The sequence below is a fragment of the Microcystis sp. MC19 genome (assembly GCF_003019735.1).
Classification (GTDB): domain Bacteria; phylum Cyanobacteriota; class Cyanobacteriia; order Cyanobacteriales; family Microcystaceae; genus Microcystis.
Window position 1 is genome coordinate 2312045 of the sequence record NZ_CP020664.1, and the last position, 17271, is coordinate 2329315.

The 17271-nt window shown below is 41.7% G+C and carries 10 protein-coding genes and 1 other RNA gene; 6 read left to right on the forward strand and 5 right to left on the reverse strand.

Annotated features, from left to right (window positions below; genetic code table 11):
• Positions 1-22 precede the first annotated feature (22 nt).
• Positions 23-496: an EVE domain-containing protein gene (locus B5D77_RS11720; RefSeq protein WP_008207045.1), complete on the forward strand. Its 474-nt coding sequence runs from the start codon at positions 23-25 to the stop codon at positions 494-496.
• Between the two features lie 3 nt (positions 497-499).
• Entirely contained in the window at positions 500-1354 is an 855-nt protein-coding gene (locus B5D77_RS11725; RefSeq protein WP_106908873.1) for a prohibitin family protein, read from the forward strand.
• A 798-nt stretch (positions 1355-2152) separates the two neighbouring features.
• Here B5D77_RS11725 and B5D77_RS11735 read toward each other — a convergent pair.
• Complete coding sequence (locus tag B5D77_RS11735) at positions 2153-3811, reverse strand: IS1634 family transposase (RefSeq protein ID WP_104395285.1); 1659 nt, start codon at positions 3809-3811, stop codon at positions 2153-2155.
• Positions 3812-4329: 518 nt separating this feature from the next.
• On the opposite strand from B5D77_RS11735, the gene B5D77_RS11740 reads away from it, so the two are divergent.
• Positions 4330-7899: an N-6 DNA methylase gene (locus tag B5D77_RS11740; RefSeq protein ID WP_106908874.1), complete on the forward strand. Its 3570-nt coding sequence runs from the start codon at positions 4330-4332 to the stop codon at positions 7897-7899.
• A gap of 161 nt (positions 7900-8060) precedes the next feature.
• Here B5D77_RS11740 and cruG read toward each other — a convergent pair whose 3' ends face one another.
• Together cruG and cruF are read right to left on the reverse strand one after the other, a co-directional pair.
• The gene (cruG, locus tag B5D77_RS11750) at positions 8061-9248 is read right to left on the reverse strand and encodes a 2'-O-glycosyltransferase CruG (RefSeq protein ID WP_008207061.1); all 1188 of its coding nucleotides are present in this window, start codon (positions 9246-9248) and stop codon (positions 8061-8063) included.
• A gap of 1 nt (position 9249) precedes the next feature.
• On the reverse strand, positions 9250-10164 hold the full coding sequence (cruF, locus tag B5D77_RS11755) for a gamma-carotene 1'-hydroxylase CruF (RefSeq protein ID WP_008207062.1): 915 nt from the start codon (positions 10162-10164) through the stop codon (positions 9250-9252).
• A 435-nt stretch (positions 10165-10599) separates the two neighbouring features.
• Between cruF and B5D77_RS11760 the strand changes: the two genes are divergently transcribed.
• Entirely contained in the window at positions 10600-12108 is a 1509-nt protein-coding gene (locus B5D77_RS11760) for a serine/threonine-protein kinase (RefSeq protein WP_106908875.1), read from the forward strand.
• Between the two features lie 273 nt (positions 12109-12381).
• On the opposite strand, the gene B5D77_RS11765 is transcribed toward B5D77_RS11760, so the two are convergent.
• Positions 12382-13971 carry a glycoside hydrolase family 57 protein gene (locus B5D77_RS11765; protein WP_008207066.1) on the reverse strand — a complete coding sequence of 530 codons (1590 nt, stop codon included), beginning with the start codon at positions 13969-13971 and terminating at the stop codon, positions 12382-12384.
• 147 nt (positions 13972-14118) lie between these two features.
• Here B5D77_RS11765 and B5D77_RS11770 point away from each other — a divergent pair, with 147 nt between their 5' ends.
• Complete coding sequence (locus tag B5D77_RS11770; protein WP_008207068.1) at positions 14119-15273, forward strand: histidine kinase; 1155 nt, start codon at positions 14119-14121, stop codon at positions 15271-15273.
• On the opposite strand, the gene B5D77_RS11775 is transcribed toward B5D77_RS11770, so the two are convergent.
• Positions 15251-16078 (reverse strand): alpha/beta fold hydrolase, encoded by an 828-nt coding sequence (locus B5D77_RS11775; protein ID WP_008207069.1) that lies wholly within the window; start codon positions 16076-16078, stop codon positions 15251-15253. The two genes, B5D77_RS11770 and B5D77_RS11775, sit on opposite strands and share 23 nt — an antisense overlap.
• 272 nt (positions 16079-16350) lie before the next feature.
• Between B5D77_RS11775 and rnpB the strand changes: the two genes are divergently transcribed.
• Positions 16351-16863, forward strand: an RNA gene (gene rnpB, locus B5D77_RS11780) — RNase P RNA component class A.
• Positions 16864-17271 lie beyond the last annotated feature (408 nt).

Genomic DNA, 17271 nt, shown 5'->3' on the forward strand with positions numbered 1-17271 from the left:
TTTGAATTAATAACAACTATAAATGATGAATTTAAATTATTGGTTAATGAAATCGGAACCCGATGTCTATAGTATCGAGGATTTAAAAAAAGATGGTCAAACTATTTGGGAGGGAGTGCGAAATTATCAGGCGCGCAATTTTCTCCGTCAGATGAAACGGGGAGATTTGGCCTTTTTTTATCATTCTAATACGACCCCGCCGGGGATTGTCGGCTTGATGCGAGTGGTGCAAACTGATATGATCGATCCCACACAATTCGATCGCGATAGTCCCTACTATGATCCCAAATCCTCTCCAGATTCCCCGCGCTGGTGGACGGTTAAAGTTGAGTTTGATAGCCTTTTTCCCCAACTGCTGCCCCTAGGAATTTTAAAACAAAATTTTACCGCCGATGAATTATTATTAGTAAGGACAGGAAATCGTCTGTCAGTGATGCCTGTCAATCAAGAGATCGCAACAAAAATTCTCGCTTTAGTCGCTCATCAAGGAGTATAAACTGTGAACCAGAAAGATGCTATTAATTTACTTTCCCTGATCGGGGGATTATTAGCTGCTATTGTCATTTTAGCGGCCTTTAATGCCTATGTGATTATCACCCCCGGACAAGCGGGAGTTTTAAGTGTGTTAGGAAAGGCTAAGGACGGGGTTTTATTGGAAGGATTGCACTTTAAACCTCCCTTTGTTTCTAGTGTTGATATCTACGATGTTACGGTGCAAAAATTTGAAGTTCCCGCCCAAAGTTCCACTAAAGATTTACAGGATTTATCCGCTAGTTTTGCGATTAATTTTCGTCTCGATCCGACGCAAGTAGTGGTCATTAGAAGAACCCAAGGCACCCTGCAAAATATTGTCGCTAAAATTATCGCCCCTCAAACCCAAGAATCCTTTAAAATTGCCGCCGCTAAAAGAACCGTAGAGGAGGCAATTACTCGACGCAGTGAGTTAAAAGAAGACTTTGATAATGCCCTATCGACTCGCTTAGAAAAGTATGGTATTCTAGTCTTAGATACCAGTGTGGTAGATTTGAATTTTTCTCCGGAATTCGCCCGGGCTGTCGAAGATAAACAAATCGCAGAACAACGCGCCCAAAGAGCCGTTTATATCACCCAAGAAGCGGAACAACAGGCCCAGGCAGAAATTAATCGCGCTAAAGGGAAAGCTGAGGCACAAAGACTATTAGCAGAAACTTTAAAAGAACAGGGAGGAGGATTGGTTTTACAGAAAGAAGCGATCGAAGCTTGGCGCGAAGGTGGGGCGCAAATTCCCCGGGTTTTAGTGATGGATGGATCGGGAAAAAACAGCGTACCATTTTTATTTAATTATAGTGATTCTTTTCTAGAAAATACCCCCTAAATTCGGGTCTATCTCAATGGAGCGAGAGGACTGCCGTTAAACCCCATGGCGGTTAACGGGAGATGAATCGCCACCAGAATGAAACTAACGCAGTAGCGTTTCCACTTTACGACGTTAGGTTGCGACGGATTGCTAATTGTCGCCGTCTAACGCACCCTACTGGATTGTTTCAGCTAATTTGGTGTATTAGAAAAATGCTATAACTTCTATAATTTAAGACTTTAAGCCGAAATCTATTGCCCTATTTTAGTTGAAACAATCCACTACATTTTACTATCAGAAAACTCCCACTCATACTAATCCGTTGACTATAGGCTACTTATATAGGAGAGGCACTCATGCAAAAGGGGAAATAAATAATCAGTTGTTAATAACCAGATTTAGTGTCAGGTGGCGGCAAGTCTTTCGGGATCGGCACTGGCGACAGCTTCCCGGTATGTGCCGGTGGGGGTGGGTTTATATCCCACATTCCGCACCCTAAGCTGTCACAGAGAGAAATTACGGAGAGAAAAAATCAAAGTGAGCATAAAAATAAACATAAGGAGCGAAAAAAGGCATTTGAGAAACAGTAAAGCACCAAAAATGGCATCAAAACCTATTCTCAATAAGGAGCAATAAGAATTAACACCACCTAGAGGAGTCAACAGATAAATAAAAGAAGAAATCCAAGAGATAAATCATAATTTAGACTAATCAATTAAAGTAAAAAACTAAATTATAGACATAGTAAAGTGGAGCTATAAATCAAAGATATTAGCTCATGTTCACTCATAGAAATTAAATTGATAGAGATAATAATTAGGTGGCTAATTGATAGTAACGTAAACAATCATCTGGTAAAAGACGCAAGATAAAATCTCTGTCCTTATTCCAATTAGAAATATGTTCCTCCTGATTAAGTGTAATCAAATGAATACAATGAAAGCATTGAAAAATCCAGCGTAAAGTAGGGGAATTAGTTGCTTTACCTAATTGATTTTTAATTGTTGATTTAGACTCTTTCAGAGCATTTCTAATTTGACGTTGAGCCAATGTATAAACCAAGAGACATAAACCCATAATCATTCCCATAGACTCTATTCTCTCAGGACTTTTAAGGAAAATACTATCGGCAAAAAATAATGGGTCTTTGAGAAAACCAAACCCCCGTTCACATGATTGTTGAGCTTTATATTCCCTGAGCATAGAATCATCACTAAGTTCCTGTGAATCTAAAACATTCGTAGCAATAATAAAACATCCTGCACTCAGCAATTCTGTATTAATTTTACTTTCATCCTGGCAGACTGTAGCTGATATTTGGTAGGATATTTCATTTAGAGAATCTTTTTTATTAGATTTGGCTGGAGTAACCTTACTTTCGTTAATTTGGTGATATTTGAACTGGGTTGATAATTTTGATAATGCCTTGATAGCATCTGCTTCACAAGCAAATCTCTCTTGTGATAACTTTTTCAAATCAAGAACCGCTTTTGATTCGGCTTTGGTAATTTTTTGGGTTAGTTTACGCAGGTCTGATTCTCTTCTTTCTTGACTTTGTACTACTAACCATCTTTGTTCTATTCCTGCATAATTTTCGGTTTTTGATACTAATTTATATCCTGGTATTGTACTATCAATAAATTCTGATTCTGGTATTGTTGATATTAATGATTTTGCTGCTTTTATGCTTAATGGTACTCGACATAACCACTGTAAATCTGACATCATTTTCAGGTTTGATTCTGTATATAAGGCAGAGTCAGCAACCATGAGACTATTAACTTCTAATTGTTTGTGATATTCTACTGCTATTTGACCAAAACATGATGAGTCTGCTTGGTTTCCTGATGCTAGTTTCAAAAATATTGGGATGTCTCCATCTCCTGAACATATCATTTCTATGATGAACTGTTTTAAGTCCGGCCGATGGTCACGAGAATAACCATAAGTGATGGTTATTTCTTTTGGTGATTTTACTGCTATTTCTTCTAATTCTTGGTTATTTCCTATTTTTTGATTCTCAAATATTACTTCTGGTAAGCTAGTGTTATACTGCCCATGTACGTGGATTGATGATGAGTCTAGATGTGATGTTGATAGTGATACTCCAAATTTTTGGGCGGCTTTTACTGCGATGATGAAAAATATTGTATCTAATCCTTTTATAAATAGTTTATCCATGACTCTCCCCAATTTATCGTCGTTGAGATATTCTGGTTTTACTCCTGTTCCTATTAGATGTTCACAGGCGATTGTTTCAAAATATTCGGGAAACATATATAAGGGTTTGGAAACAAATCCTAACCCGTTGATTATCATGGCTTTTACTACTTGACCTGCATTTACTTTTTCGTCTTTTTCGACTCCTATCAATTCGTTTATTATTTCTACTATTCCGATTGAGTCTATTATTCCTGCCACTATCCCTAGATGGTCTATGTTCTGAATTTCTATTTCTTGGGGTTTTAATTTCACAACAGATTCCTCCACTACTTCTAAGTACCTAAGCAAAATTAATTACACATATCTAACCCCGCTCTTGCCTCTTGCCTATCTTCACTAGGAAATTAATTTTGCACGACTACTTATTGTAATCAATTATTTCTTGTTTTCTGAACAATTATTTTTTTCTCTTGAATTTTCTCTTTCTCGCTCCATACCCCTTTTAATGCTATATATTCTCATTAACCCTTTTAACCTTTGAATTAATTTTAGTTATTATGTACTACTTTAATGGCTTTTTTGATCTGTGACAGTTGAGGGTGCGGAATGTGGGTTATATGCGGGTTGGAATCCTGATTTTTCCTTAAAGGGTTGACAAGCTCAGGTGAGGACGGTGGAGCGTCAGGGTTATTTGTTGGGAGTTTGTGGTCATGCGTCATCTTTTTAATTATATTCCCCGGTTTTAACGGGCTAAACAGTAGGTTGCCTGAAATGCCCGGTTAATATTATAATTTTTTTATCTCAGTCAATGAATCGGCCATCACACGCTTATGAGTTTAATTCAAGAAGGAATAAAAAAAGGCTTAATTAAGTTAGATGATGAGCAGAAATATATTACATATATTAATCAAAATAAAAAGCGAAATTATAGCAATCATGAAGAACAGGTACAAGCTGAGACTTTTTTAAAATTAGTTTTGACCTATGGTTATGATCAAAAGCGGATTCGGTTATTTGTTCCCGTAGCAATGGGATCATCGACCAAAGAAGCGGATATTATTGTTTATAATGATGATGGGCATAAATCGCCTCATATCGTTGTTGAATGTAAAAAACAAGAGGTTTCAGAATTAGAATTTACTCAGGCAGTAGAGCAGGGTTTTAGTTATGCGGTGGCGGAAGGAGCGAAATATGTTTGGATAACTTCCGGTATTAAAGATGAATATTATCAAGTACCAACAGAAAAGCCAAAGGAAAGAATTACTATCACGGATATTCCACAATCGGGAGTGGAAACATTAGCGCGTTTTAAATATGCTAAAGGTGGTGGTATTTCTAATGGACAAAAGTTATTTGAGTTAACAGTAGTTACAGAGGATGAGTTAACCCGTCGTTTTAAGCAGGCTCATCAATCCTTATGGGGAGGGGGAGAGTTGAATCCCTCGGAAGCTTTTGACGAGTTAGATAAGCTAATTTTTTGTAAAATTTGGGATGAAAAGAAAGCTCGCAAGGTAGGGGAACCCTACGATTTTCAGATCTTTAGTGTTGCACCTAAAGCTAATGAAAAAGAGGAGGAAAGAAAACAACGGGAAAATAAGCAATTAAGTGAGCGCATTAAGGCTTTATATGAAGAAGGCCGTCGAGCAGATGCAGAAGTTTTTAAAGATGATATTCGCTTAAGTCCAGAGAAGTTGCGGACGGTGGTGGGTTATTTAGAAAGTATTAATTTAGGCGAAACAGACTTAGATAGTAAGGGTCGCGCTTTTGAGACGTTTATGGGGTCATTTTTTCGCGGAGATTTTGGGCAGTATTTTACACCTCGACCAATTGTTAAGTTTATTGTGGATGTGCTACCCATCCAGCACAATTCTTTAGTTTTAGACACATCTTGTGGAAGCGGTGGTTTTCTGCTTCATGCGTTAGAGAAGGTTCGTAGGGAGGCCAATGAATACTATCCCAATTATAAAACGGATCCGAAAGAATATAACAAACATTATCAGCATTGGCATAATTTTGCTCAGAGTAATTTGTTTGGCATTGAAATTAATGAACAGATTGCCCGGGTTGCCAAAATGAATATGATTATCCATGATGATGGTCATACCAATGTAATTGCGGCGGATGGTTTACGCGATAGTGAAGATTTAATTAAACGGACAGAAAATAAAGGCTTTACATATAATCGCTTTGATTTTGTTATTACTAATCCGCCTTTTGGTTCGGTTATTAAACAAACGGAACAGGCTTATATATCCCAATATAGCTTTGCGATGAAGGCGGTAGATTGGTTAAATCCTAAAAGTAGAACAACGGAGCGGGATAGCCAAAGTACAGAAGTTTTATTTCTTGAGCAATGTCATCGTTTTTTAAAGGAAGGTGGCTATTTAGCGATGGTGGTTCCTGATGGTATTTTGACTAATTCAAGTTTGCAGTATGTCAGGGAGGGAATCGAGGAAAAATATCGCATTGTGGCTGTGGTTTCGATGCCTCAGACGGCTTTTTCGGCAACGGGAGCGGGGGTTAAAAGTTCGGTTTTATTTTTGAAGAAGCATTCGCAAGCAGTAACGGAAAGTATTCAACAGGCTAAACTGACTTTACAGGATCAAATTAAGCAAGGCAATGATTATTTAAAGTTATTGGATAAGATTGAAAATAATAAGAAGCGGCATTTAAAGGAGTTACGAGGTTTTGATAATGCTCAAAATTTGTCTGGTAAAGCGTTGACGGATTCTGAGCTTTATAAGGAGTGGAAAAAGTCGGTCACGGCGGAATATAATGACCAAATTGAGGCGTTAAAGGAGTCTTTGAGTGATCAGTATGCGGAGGAAAAGCAAAAGGTAATCGAAGATTATCCGATTTTTATGGCAATTGCCGAAGATATTGGTTATGATGCAACGGGTAAACCGACTAATAATAATGAGTTAGATTTTATTGGTCGGGAGCTTGCCCGGTTTATTGAGTCGATAGAGTCAGGAAAGGATGGTTTTTTTTTAGGTCTTGATGTGGATAAAGATAAAATATTTTTAGTTAATTTAGTCGAGATAGATGAAAGACTTGATCCAACTTATTACCTTCCTTCCTTGAGAGGAATTAATTATATTTATGAAACTAAAAAGTTGAATAATATTTCAAAATGTATAATACATCCACCTGAGCATAAAAGAATTTATGTAGATCGAGGCATACAGTTATTAAGGTCTCAAAATATAAGACCAGATGGAATAGATATTAGCAATAGTCCTGTTTTTCTTGATTCTTCAATATTATCTTCTACTGAAATTTTTCCCCGTATTGGAGATGTTTTAGTTGTTCGATCTGGTGTTAATGCTGGAGATACTGCAACAATTGATGTAGAACTTCCAAATATAGTCATTGGAGCAGATACCTTGTTAATAAGACTTGAAAATTCTGTAGAACCTAAGTACATTCAATGCTTTTTTTCTTTGGTAATTGGTCAAAAAATTATGCAAAGAAGTTTAACAGGAGCGACAAATAAACATATTAGTCCTTACAACTTAAGTAAAATCAATATACCTGTTCCAAATTTGAATATTCAAAAAATAATTATTTCACAAATGGATGATGCTTATGCGGCTAAAAAACAAAAAGAATTAGAAGCACAGCAATTACTTGAAAGTATTGATGATTATCTGTTAGGGGAGTTGGGGATTGAGTTACCCGAACCCGAAGAAAACACCATTAAAAGCCGTATTTTTATCCGTAACTTAAGCGAAGTATCAGGCGATAGGTTTGATCCAGATTATTTTCAACGTTATTTTAAAAATCTTGAGAATGTGATTTTGTCAAGTTCCTTTAATGTAGAAAAAATGAGAGAAGTGACAACTTTAATAAAAAATGGTCATACTCCAGCAAGTTCAGAATACGCTGAGGAAACAACGCTATATCCTATCATCAAAGCAGGTAGTTATAACGGTGATTTTATTGCACTAGATAAAGTAGATTTTACAAAATCCCAGAAAAACTTACAAGCTAAAAAATTTGATATTTTTATTTTATCCGCAGCCCATCAAGCTCATTATGTAGGCCGCTCTATAAAATATCTTGATAGTAAACCCATAGACAGCACCTCATTTGTTGGTGAATTAATTTGCGTGAGAGTCGATCCCAATAGATGTCATTCAATGTATCTTTTTTCTTTGTTGAAAACTAAATTGTATAAAGACTTGCTAAATCGAGAAAAAACGGGTCAGACATCGCATATCTACCCCAAAGATATACAGCATATCCTTGTCCCTATCCCTCCTCTTGAAAAACAAATCGAAATTAGTGAGCATATCACGGCAATTCGTAATCAAGCCAAACAACTCCAACAACAAGCCAAAGACGACCTAGAAAAAGCTAAACAGGAAGTCGAAGCCATGATTTTAGGTGATGACTAAAAGCCTAATTTATCGGCTCTTCTAGGTTCTGTGTGATCAGTTTAACTTACATAGGATCGATCTTTGTGTCCTCTGTGTCTTTGTGGTTCCTTCCACTCCCTCGCCAACAGGACTGTATCTTAGAATCCATTTTACCCACCAAACCTAAGAGAGCCATATTTTTAATACACTCGACCGCGCCAACTTTGGGGACGGGTAAAAGCAGAGATAAAAATGCGGATAACTGCCAGCGGATCCGCGAGGGGAGATAGCCAAAATAATCCCGAAGATAGATTGACTTTTTCGCCCCGATAGTAACTAGGAGAGACAGCCAATAAAAGGGCAAAACGAATCAATAACAGCAGCAGGTTTAAAGTCAAGACAATTTTTAAACTCAGGAAATTGTAGCCAAAAATCAAAGCTGTGAGCAGTAAAGGGGTGATAATTATCGGTAATCCCTGAGTAAGAGCTAATAAAGCTAAATCGCCCCATAATTGCCCCTGATAGGAGGCATCTTTGAGGTCAAGAGATCTGCCCCATTCGCGCCAAGTTTCCTTAAGTCCTTCGTACATCCGCACGCGAATCAACTTCGCCCCATCGAGAAATCCCACCCGATAGCCTTTCGTTGCCGCTAGACGGGCCAGGGTGACATCATCGCAAAAAGAACCTTTTGCCCCGCTATAACCGTCTAAAGCCGCTAAAACTGACCGCCGGCAGAGAAAACATTGACCATTGGCCATGACTCGTTGGGGATCTTGCCCGCGCACTCCGGCCGCATCAAAGCGATAGAGCAAAGTCATCAATAAAGCTGGCTGTAACCACCATTCTCCCGGATAGGAGAGGATAAATTGCGGCGACAGGGAAACTAAATCGTAACCTTCTGCGATCGCAGCTTTGACTAAACTAGCCACTAAATTTGCTTGGGGTTGCGTATCGGCATCAATGCCCAAAATCCAGTCACTTTTAGGAGAACTAAACAAAAAACCATTGTGTAACGCCCAGGGACGACCTACCCAATCGGGAGGCAAAGCATAATCGGTTTTCAAGCGAAAGCGGGGGTCTTTTGCCGCTATCTCTTTGACTTTTTCCCGCGTACCATCTTGGGAATTGCTATCGACAATCAGAATTTCTCGCACTTCGTAACTCTGTTGACTCAATCCCTGTAAACAACCGTCAATCCTGGCCACTTCGTTTAACGTCGGCACAATCACGCTTACTGTCCCTAACATCTCCGGGGTGGGAGGTTGGGGAGTCAGGGGAGGACGACGACGCGCCCCTTTTAGCAGACGGGAAAGAAGGATAAAAAAGGCAACAGCCTGAGACAGCAGTAGCCCCAGGCAGAATGCACCGAGAATTATCTCAGTTAACAACTTATTTGGCTCCTCTCACCGAAACAACGGGGATTTTTAGGGTTGTTACTTCGCTGGTTGCCACTGTTTGCCCGGAAGCAACAGCCTTGGCGCGATTATAGAGGAGTGTTAAAGGCAGAATACCGGTGAGTAATCCTAAGAAAATCGGCGGATAAATACCAGCACCGATACTCATGACCGTAGCAAAGCCAAAATTACCCAAATACATCACAAAAGGCAGGGTTAAATCTTGACTTGGCAGTTTCACCGGTTGCACTTGCCAGATTAAAGTGGCTACCGTCATAAAAACACAGCCCGTACCGAACCAACCGGCAAAATTTTCATAGGGCATCCCAAAGAAGGCCCCCGGTTGTTCCCAAATCCAGAAGGGCATGGTAGTTTGACTCATGGCCGGATCTAGGACAAAATCCCAGGAAGTTAATAATACCGCCCCGATAGCGATCGATCCTAGATTTTGTAGCCACTGGGGTATAGCAAGAGTGGATAAACCAACACGAGCGATGATATAGGCACTAAAACCGAGATAAAACCAAGATAGGGGGATAGTAAAGGGTACTAAACCCGCAATTTTGTAACCTAGGCCCGAAAGATAACGATAATGACCGAAAGGAAAGCCGGTACTGGTTCCTAATAGTTCGCTACAAAGGGATAAACTGATAGCGGGAACCATGAATCCTAACCAGTGCCACACTCCTAGAGTCCGATAGGCATAAACAGCCACCGCTGCCATTCCTAACACCATATACACCACACCCCCCCCGGCCATTGACCAAGCAAAGGCGGTTTTGCCAAAATCCGGTAAATTGGCCACAAATTCGGGATGAGGCAAGACTAGCAACAATCCCGCTAGTCCAAAAGCCATCGATACAATATGACCGATGAGCAGAGCTTTTTCGATCGCAATTAGTCGTCTCATTAAATCTCTAGCACTGCGAAAGGATAATCATTTTCAAGTTTACAAATCTTTATTAAAGAATTATTACGCAGATCGGTCACTTTCGGCAAAAAACTTTTACAGGGGTTAGGGATTTGTCTGTGGTGGTTGTTTAGGAGTCAGCAGGCAGGAGTCAGTAGTTAGGAGAATTAAGAAGGAATAATAAGCAATTAAATTGTCTATTTAGAGATTTTATGCTACTTTATACTTAGTTTTTTCTTTTTTTTCAACCCCCAAAAATTAAGTATGGGAGAGACAATGACTAAAAATGCCTGAAAATATATGTTAACAACCATGCTTTTAGCCTAAAAAAAGGGCATTCTAAGATTAAGTCCTCTCGATCACATAGGGATTGCAGCGGTTCTTAAAAAAACTCTCTCCATCAGACTCACTATAAATTAAAACGGTAGCCTAGCTATGTCGGCAGAATCTAGACATCGGCGCTTACTTGCCAATCGATACCAACTGGTCGAGTTGATCGGTAGCGGTGCCATGGGACAAGTATATCGAGCAGAAGATAAACTATTGGGTGGCGTAACCGTCGCCGTGAAATTCCTCTCGCAAACTCTCCTCAACAAAAGAATGCGCGAGCGTTTCGAGCGAGAGGCAACTATTTCGGCACTTTTAGGCGAAAAAAGTATTCATATTGTTAAAGTTCGTGATTATGGTGTAGATGAAAAGGATGTCCCCTTCTACGTCATGGAGTTTTTGCAGGGGGAAAGCATGGGTGAAATCATCAAATATCACCCGCTGCCTCTCTCTCGCTTCCTCAATCTCGCCCGTCAGATTGGTTTCGGCCTGGAATGCGCCCATAAGGGTATTATCTTCCAAGGCGAGATGTGTCCGATTATTCACCGGGACATCAAACCAAGCAATATTCTTGTGATTCAGGACTCAGGATTAGGGGAATTGGTGAAAATTCTCGATTTTGGCATCGCTAAACTCATCCAATCGGGAGAATCGGAAACCCAATCTTTTATGGGAACCTTAGCCTATTGTTCCCCGGAACAGATGGAAGGTAAAGAACTCGATCATCGTTCCGATATCTACAGTTTTGGGATTATGATGTACGAGATGATCACGGGAGAAACGCCCCTTTTTCCCGATAATTCCTCCTTTGGCAGTTGGTATGAGGTTCACCACTACGCCGAACCCCGTCCCTTTAATCCTAGCTTGCAATTACCGCCAGAATTAGAACAGTTAATCCTGCGCTGCCTGGCCAAAGCACCCAGCGATCGCCCAGAAAGTGTTACAGATATACTACAACTTCTCGAAGGACTCGAATCCCTAGTCAAAAATGAAATAGTCAAAAAAACCGACGATTACAGCACCAAAATCAAAACCCTTAATGATTTAAATCAAACCATTGTTGCTGCCGCTAATGCCAAGGATATCTGTCTCAAGTCCAGTTGGCCCCAGGACAAACCCCGCCAAAAAATCGTCTTCCCACGCTGTCTCCAGGCTGCTGACGGCGTTTTTGCCAGTTTATGGGTAATGTTGGATCGAGAGGATATCGCTGTCCGGGTTGCTAGTGTCCGTTATAATCAATTCCTCTTTTTGCCCGCACCCCACCCGATGATTCTCTGGATTACTGTCCTCTATCATCGTCAATGGGGGCCTCGCTGGTTGTCCTGTTATTTGGACTTAAAAACCCCCCAGGGTCAAAAAATTACCAAAACCCTCGCCGAAACCGGTCAATACTGGATTTTATTTTTCCCCCTCGAAGGCAGCCCGATCTGTGAAAATGTGATCACCGCTAATATTCTCCCCAATCAATGCCAAATTTTGCAGCAATGGGTGACAGATGGTCAATTGGCCCAGGTTGGCAACCCGCAAATTAGCAAGCGGATGTTAAAACGGAAACTCGAGCAACTCAAACCCCAAATTCTGGCCAAATTAGCTTCAGAACTGGCTGCGCAGCCCTAAAAAATCAGGGAGGCGTTAACTAGGGTTTGCGGCAAAAAGTTTGTTGGTGGGGGCAGGGTGTGGCCCCCCAACCCCCCCGACATCGGGGGGGTTGGGGGGTGTAGGGTTTCACCGATTTTGAGGGGGTCAATTACCTAATTTTCAGGGAAAAAGTCCCTGAATTTTCCCCCCGACCACTCCCCTATCCGGTACTTTTTGATTGACAAAAAGTCTAAAAGTCTTACCCAACAAGGTTTTTAGATTTATTCAGCCAACTTTATCTATTCACCCAGATTACAGGGGTCGATAGACACGGTAATCAATATTGGGGAAAATATTGTCGATTTCCTCGACTTTTTGCAACCAACCAGCATCAATCTTCTCGGATTTCACATCTTCATAGATTTTATTTAACCGCAGCAGGTGGGAACGAGTGCGCCGGACAGCATAGGGAACCATTGTACCGGTTCGCATAATAAACGCCCAATCGGAAGATTGCGCCAATAATAACTCCCGGGCCGCCTGATTTAAAGCCCGTTGCTGCAATTCATCCTCCGCTTCGTGATGACTTAATTCAATCATCCGTTCCGTGCCTTTGTGCAGGTGAGGATAGATCCAAGCGTTAGTTTCATTCAGCCAGTATTCATGGAAACCCTTATAACCCCAACTGGATTGGGAAGGACGACAGACCTGCTGAGTCGGGTTAGCCCGGAGATAATCGGCTAAATGGGTCATTTGGTAGATATTTTGGTCATACCAAGACTTGCGGAACAGAAAATCAATAAACCAGGGTCCCTCATACCACCAGTGACCGAATAACTCGGCATCGTAGGGAGAAACCACCAGGGGAGGACGGCCCATAATTCCGGCTAAACTCTCCACCTGCCGCTCGCGATTATACATAAAATTGCCCGCGTGTTCGGCGGCCTTTTCTTTGGCCCAGTAGGGGTCATAAAGCCCTTTTTCCGATAAACCACCGTCCCGGCTAGTAATTTTGTGGTATTTAATGCCTATATTCTTGCGTTGACCGTTGGGCATGATATAGGGCTTAATATACTCGTATTCCGCTTCCCAGCCCAGATCTTTATAGAATTCCCGATAGACCACATCCCCCGGATAACCGACTTGGGAAGACCACACCTGTTGGGAAGATTCGTGGTCACGACCGAAAGCGGCCACCCCGGTTTCCGTGAAAATGGGCGCGTAACTGCCGTAACGGGGGCGAGGACGACCGTAGAGAATACCGTGGCCATCGACGAGGAAATAACGAATGCCTGCATCGGCTAACATTCTTTCTACCCCTTCGTAGTAGGCACATTCCGGCAACCAAATGCCCTTGGGACGACGACCGAAATTTTCCTCGTAGTGTTGACAGGCCACCTCAATTTGCGCCCACACCGCTTGTGGGTACATTTTCATCAGGGGCATATAACCATGAGTCGCACCACAGGTGATAATTTCTAGGTTATTACTGTCGAGGAATTGTTTAAATGCCTTGACCAGATCCCGATCGTATTTTTCCCAAGTTTGTCGGATACTTTGGAAAGATTGAGCGTAATATTCGGCTAAGTAGCGAATATGCCCATGGTGTTGATTGTGGTCGATTTCTTTAGCAATTAATTCTTCTAACTTACCTAAGTGTTCTTCATAACGCTCTTGCAGTAACGGATCCCGCAGCATCGACACCAACGGCGGAGTCATGCTCATGGTCATTTTAAAATCGATACCATCCCGTTGGAGACCTTCAAAAACTTGCAGGAGAGGGATGTAGGTTTCTGTGATTGCCTCGTATAACCATTCTTCCTCGAGGACGTAATCGCTTTCGGGATGGCGGACGAAAGGGAGATGAGCGTGGAGAACTAGGGCAACATAGCCAAAAGCCATAGGATTTCTTCTTAGAATTAAGGAATAAAACTTTAAGATTAGGTTGAGTAGATTTTATACTATCTTAAGCTTCTACAATAAAGAATATGATAAAAGTCGATCGACGATCGATCAATCCCGTCAATCCCTAGGTTTACTAATTTTCCGATGCTCCCATCTAACGAGCCACTGACTGCTTTAGGGAGAGAGACGACAACGCCTCTCTCGATTCAACTTTTGCTGTTTGTTGATGACCGTCCCAGTTCTCAAGAAATTATCCGTCAAATTCAGGCCTATCTCCAGTCTTTAAAGTCTGATTACCCAATTGACCTACAAATCATCGAAATTCGCCAGCAACCTCATTTAGTCGAACATTTTCGCCTTGTAGCTACCCCCGCCTTGGTCAAAATTGCCCCCGGCCCCCGCCATACCCTCGCGGGCAGTAATCTGGTGGAACAGTTTAAAAAATGGTTGGTACGCTGGCAAAAAGCGATTAAAGAGGAGGTCAAAAATAATCACGCTGATGATGCACAACTTCAAGAGGTAGAACATTCGGGCGAACTCATCCGCATCGCCGATGAGGTTTTTCGTCTCAAACAAGAAAAGGAAGAATTATTAGAACAATTAAAATTTAAAGACCAAATTTTGGCTATGTTAGCCCACGATTTACGCAGTCCTCTCACCGCCGCTTCCATCGCCGTGGAAACCCTAGAATTAGCCTATCATCAACCAGATACTGAGCGCAGTCTGCAATTACGAGAACAACTGCACCAACAGGCCCGCAAACAGTTCCGGATTATGAACCGTTTGATCACGGATATTCTGCAAGCTTCTAAGAGCATGGCGGCGCAATTCACTCTCCACCAGAGTAAATTCTATCTGCAAGCCCTCTGTCAGGAAATTTTGTCTCAATTTACCGATACTTTTCAGGAAAAGACTTTAATTCTCCAAAGCGATATCCCCCAAGATCTGCCCCCCGTCTATGCTGATGAGGAGTTAATCCGACAGGTGATTATTAATCTCTTGGAGAATGGCATCAAATATACCCCCACCGGCGGCGCAATTACCCTTTCTGTCCTCCATCGTACTACTCAAAAAGTACAAGTGAGCATCAGTGATACTGGCCCCGGCATTCCCGAAGAAAAACAAGAGCATATTTTTGAGGGTCATGTGCGTCTCAAACGGGATGAGGGTAAAGAAGGTTATGGCATCGGTTTATCGGTCTGTCGCAAGATTATTCGCGCCCACTACGGTCAAATTTGGGTGGATAGTGTCCCTGACCACGGCAGTAGTTTTCACTTCACCCTGCCAGTTTATCGCTAAAATGCTCCGCTAACCAATTATCAATGTCCCCTAAAACTAAGTCGGGGATTTCCCAGGGGAACAGATGGGCCGTATCTGGGTAACATTTCCACTCAGACAGTTTCAGTTTTTCGGCCGTTTCTTGGCTCGAGGCACTGGTAATATGGCGATCATTTGCCCCCGCCAGAACTAAGCAGGGAATTGTGATTTTGTCAAGAGATTTTAAACAATTGTAACCTTTTTTTAAAGCCCGATTTAAAGCGCGATTAGCAGCTGGAGAAGTGCCTAAGTAGGCAAGAACAGCATCTTGAGCGAGATATTGATAAGAAATCGCTTGATGTTGTGAAAAAAGGTACTGAAACAGGGAACGACGAGCAAAAGTATCAATATTCCAACGCCATCCCGGTTTGATCTGATTGAGAATTGCCGCCATCCCCGTCAAAATCAGATCCGTGGTGGTGATAGGAGGATGACTACCCCAAGGCCGCGCAGCCGAGGCCACTAGAATTAAACCAGGAAAGCGATCGGGATGCCGCAATACTAATTCCAGTGCGATTATACCCCCCAAAGACCAACCGAGAATTAAACATTGCGGGATTTTTTGGCGATCGAGCAGCTCGATTAAATCCTCTAGATGTTCTTCTAGCTGAAAATCCAGGCGATAACGACTTTTACCGTAGCCGCGCAGATCCGGGGCCAGGGTTTGCCAGCGTTGGCAAAAATGATCGGTAAATACAGACATACTGGCTGCCGAACCGGGATGACCGTGCAGACAGAGGATCGGATAGCCATTACCTTTGATCTTAACGTTGAGAGCGATCGACATTGAGCAGTTATCAGTTATCAGATTTGAGTTTTAAGTGAGCAGTATGTAAGTACCTAAGCAAAATTAATTACACACATCTAACCCCGCTCTTGCCTCTTGCCTCTTGCCTATCTTCACTAGGAAATTAATTTTGCACGACTACTTATTAAGCGAGCAGTATTAAATAGCAGTTTCCTGCTGTCTTTTCACTGTTCACCGTTTACTGATCACTGATTATTGACTAGGATATATGAGCGATCGAGTCTCTGGTATGTCAAACTAGAGAATAGGAGAGAGTTGGTCTAGAGGTTGCGGAATCATTTGATCAATGATTCCGAGGAAAGTCCGAACTCCCGAAAGACCACACTTGCTGGATAACGTCCAGTGCGCGCGAGCGTGAGGATAGTGCCACAGAAAAATACCGCCCCCTTTTTTTAGTGTTGCCAAAGGCACGGCGTAGCCGTCCAGTAAACAGTGATCAGTAACGAAAGTAAATTCACTGATAACTAATAACTTTTCACTGATAACTTTCCACTGATAACTGATAACTGATAACTGATTGGGGGTAAGGGTGCAAAGGTGCGGTAAGAGCGCACCAGCAGTATTGAGAGGTACTGGCTCGGTAAACCCCGGTGGGGAGCAAGGTGGAGGGACAAAGGTTGGTCTTTTTCCTGTCCCGTTCTTAGGAACCGCTTGAGATAATTGGTAACAATTATCCCAGATAGATAACCTCTATTCCAACAAAGGTAAAAGCAATTTTACTGCTGTTGGGAAATACAGAATTCGGCTTATGTCTGACTCTCTCCTTTATCAGTTATCAGTATTCAGTATTCAGTAATCAGTATTCAGGAGATTATTTTTATTTATTCTCCCCTGCTCCCCCGCTCCCTGCTCCCATCTCCCCTGGAACCTCAACTACCAATTTAAATGCTTCTTAGCTTAGAGGGGGATTGCACCGCTAACGGTTAGGTAATTGATCAAATCCCGTATCGCTTGACCGCCGCTACCGTGAGCTAGAGATATAATGGTGTGTCGCACTTAAGTAAGTCTGGGGTGTTTTTGGTTCTTTAGGAGATCTTAGGCTAAAATATTGGTCAATGGGTAAGTACCAGCAATATTGAATCTCTTAACAAAACTTGACATTCTGTTCAAAAAATGAGGCAAAGTCTATTGGCTAATCGCTATCGAATTATTCGACAATTAGCAAGTGGGGG

Excerpts from the sequence above, each read along its gene's own strand:
- B5D77_RS11760 (WP_106908875.1), top strand. The coding sequence starts at position 10,600 with ATGTCGGCAGAATCTAGACATCGGCGCTTACTTGCCAATCGATACCAA.
- cruF (WP_008207062.1), bottom strand. The coding sequence starts at position 10,164 with ATGAGACGACTAATTGCGATCGAAAAAGCTCTGCTCATCGGTCATATT.
- B5D77_RS11770 (WP_008207068.1), top strand. The coding sequence starts at position 14,119 with ATGCTCCCATCTAACGAGCCACTGACTGCTTTAGGGAGAGAGACGACA.
- B5D77_RS11740 (WP_106908874.1), top strand. The coding sequence starts at position 4,330 with ATGAGTTTAATTCAAGAAGGAATAAAAAAAGGCTTAATTAAGTTAGAT.
- B5D77_RS11765 (WP_008207066.1), bottom strand. The coding sequence starts at position 13,971 with ATGGCTTTTGGCTATGTTGCCCTAGTTCTCCACGCTCATCTCCCTTTC.
- B5D77_RS11775 (WP_008207069.1), bottom strand. The coding sequence starts at position 16,078 with ATGTCGATCGCTCTCAACGTTAAGATCAAAGGTAATGGCTATCCGATC.
- B5D77_RS11720 (WP_008207045.1), top strand. The coding sequence starts at position 23 with ATGATGAATTTAAATTATTGGTTAATGAAATCGGAACCCGATGTCTAT.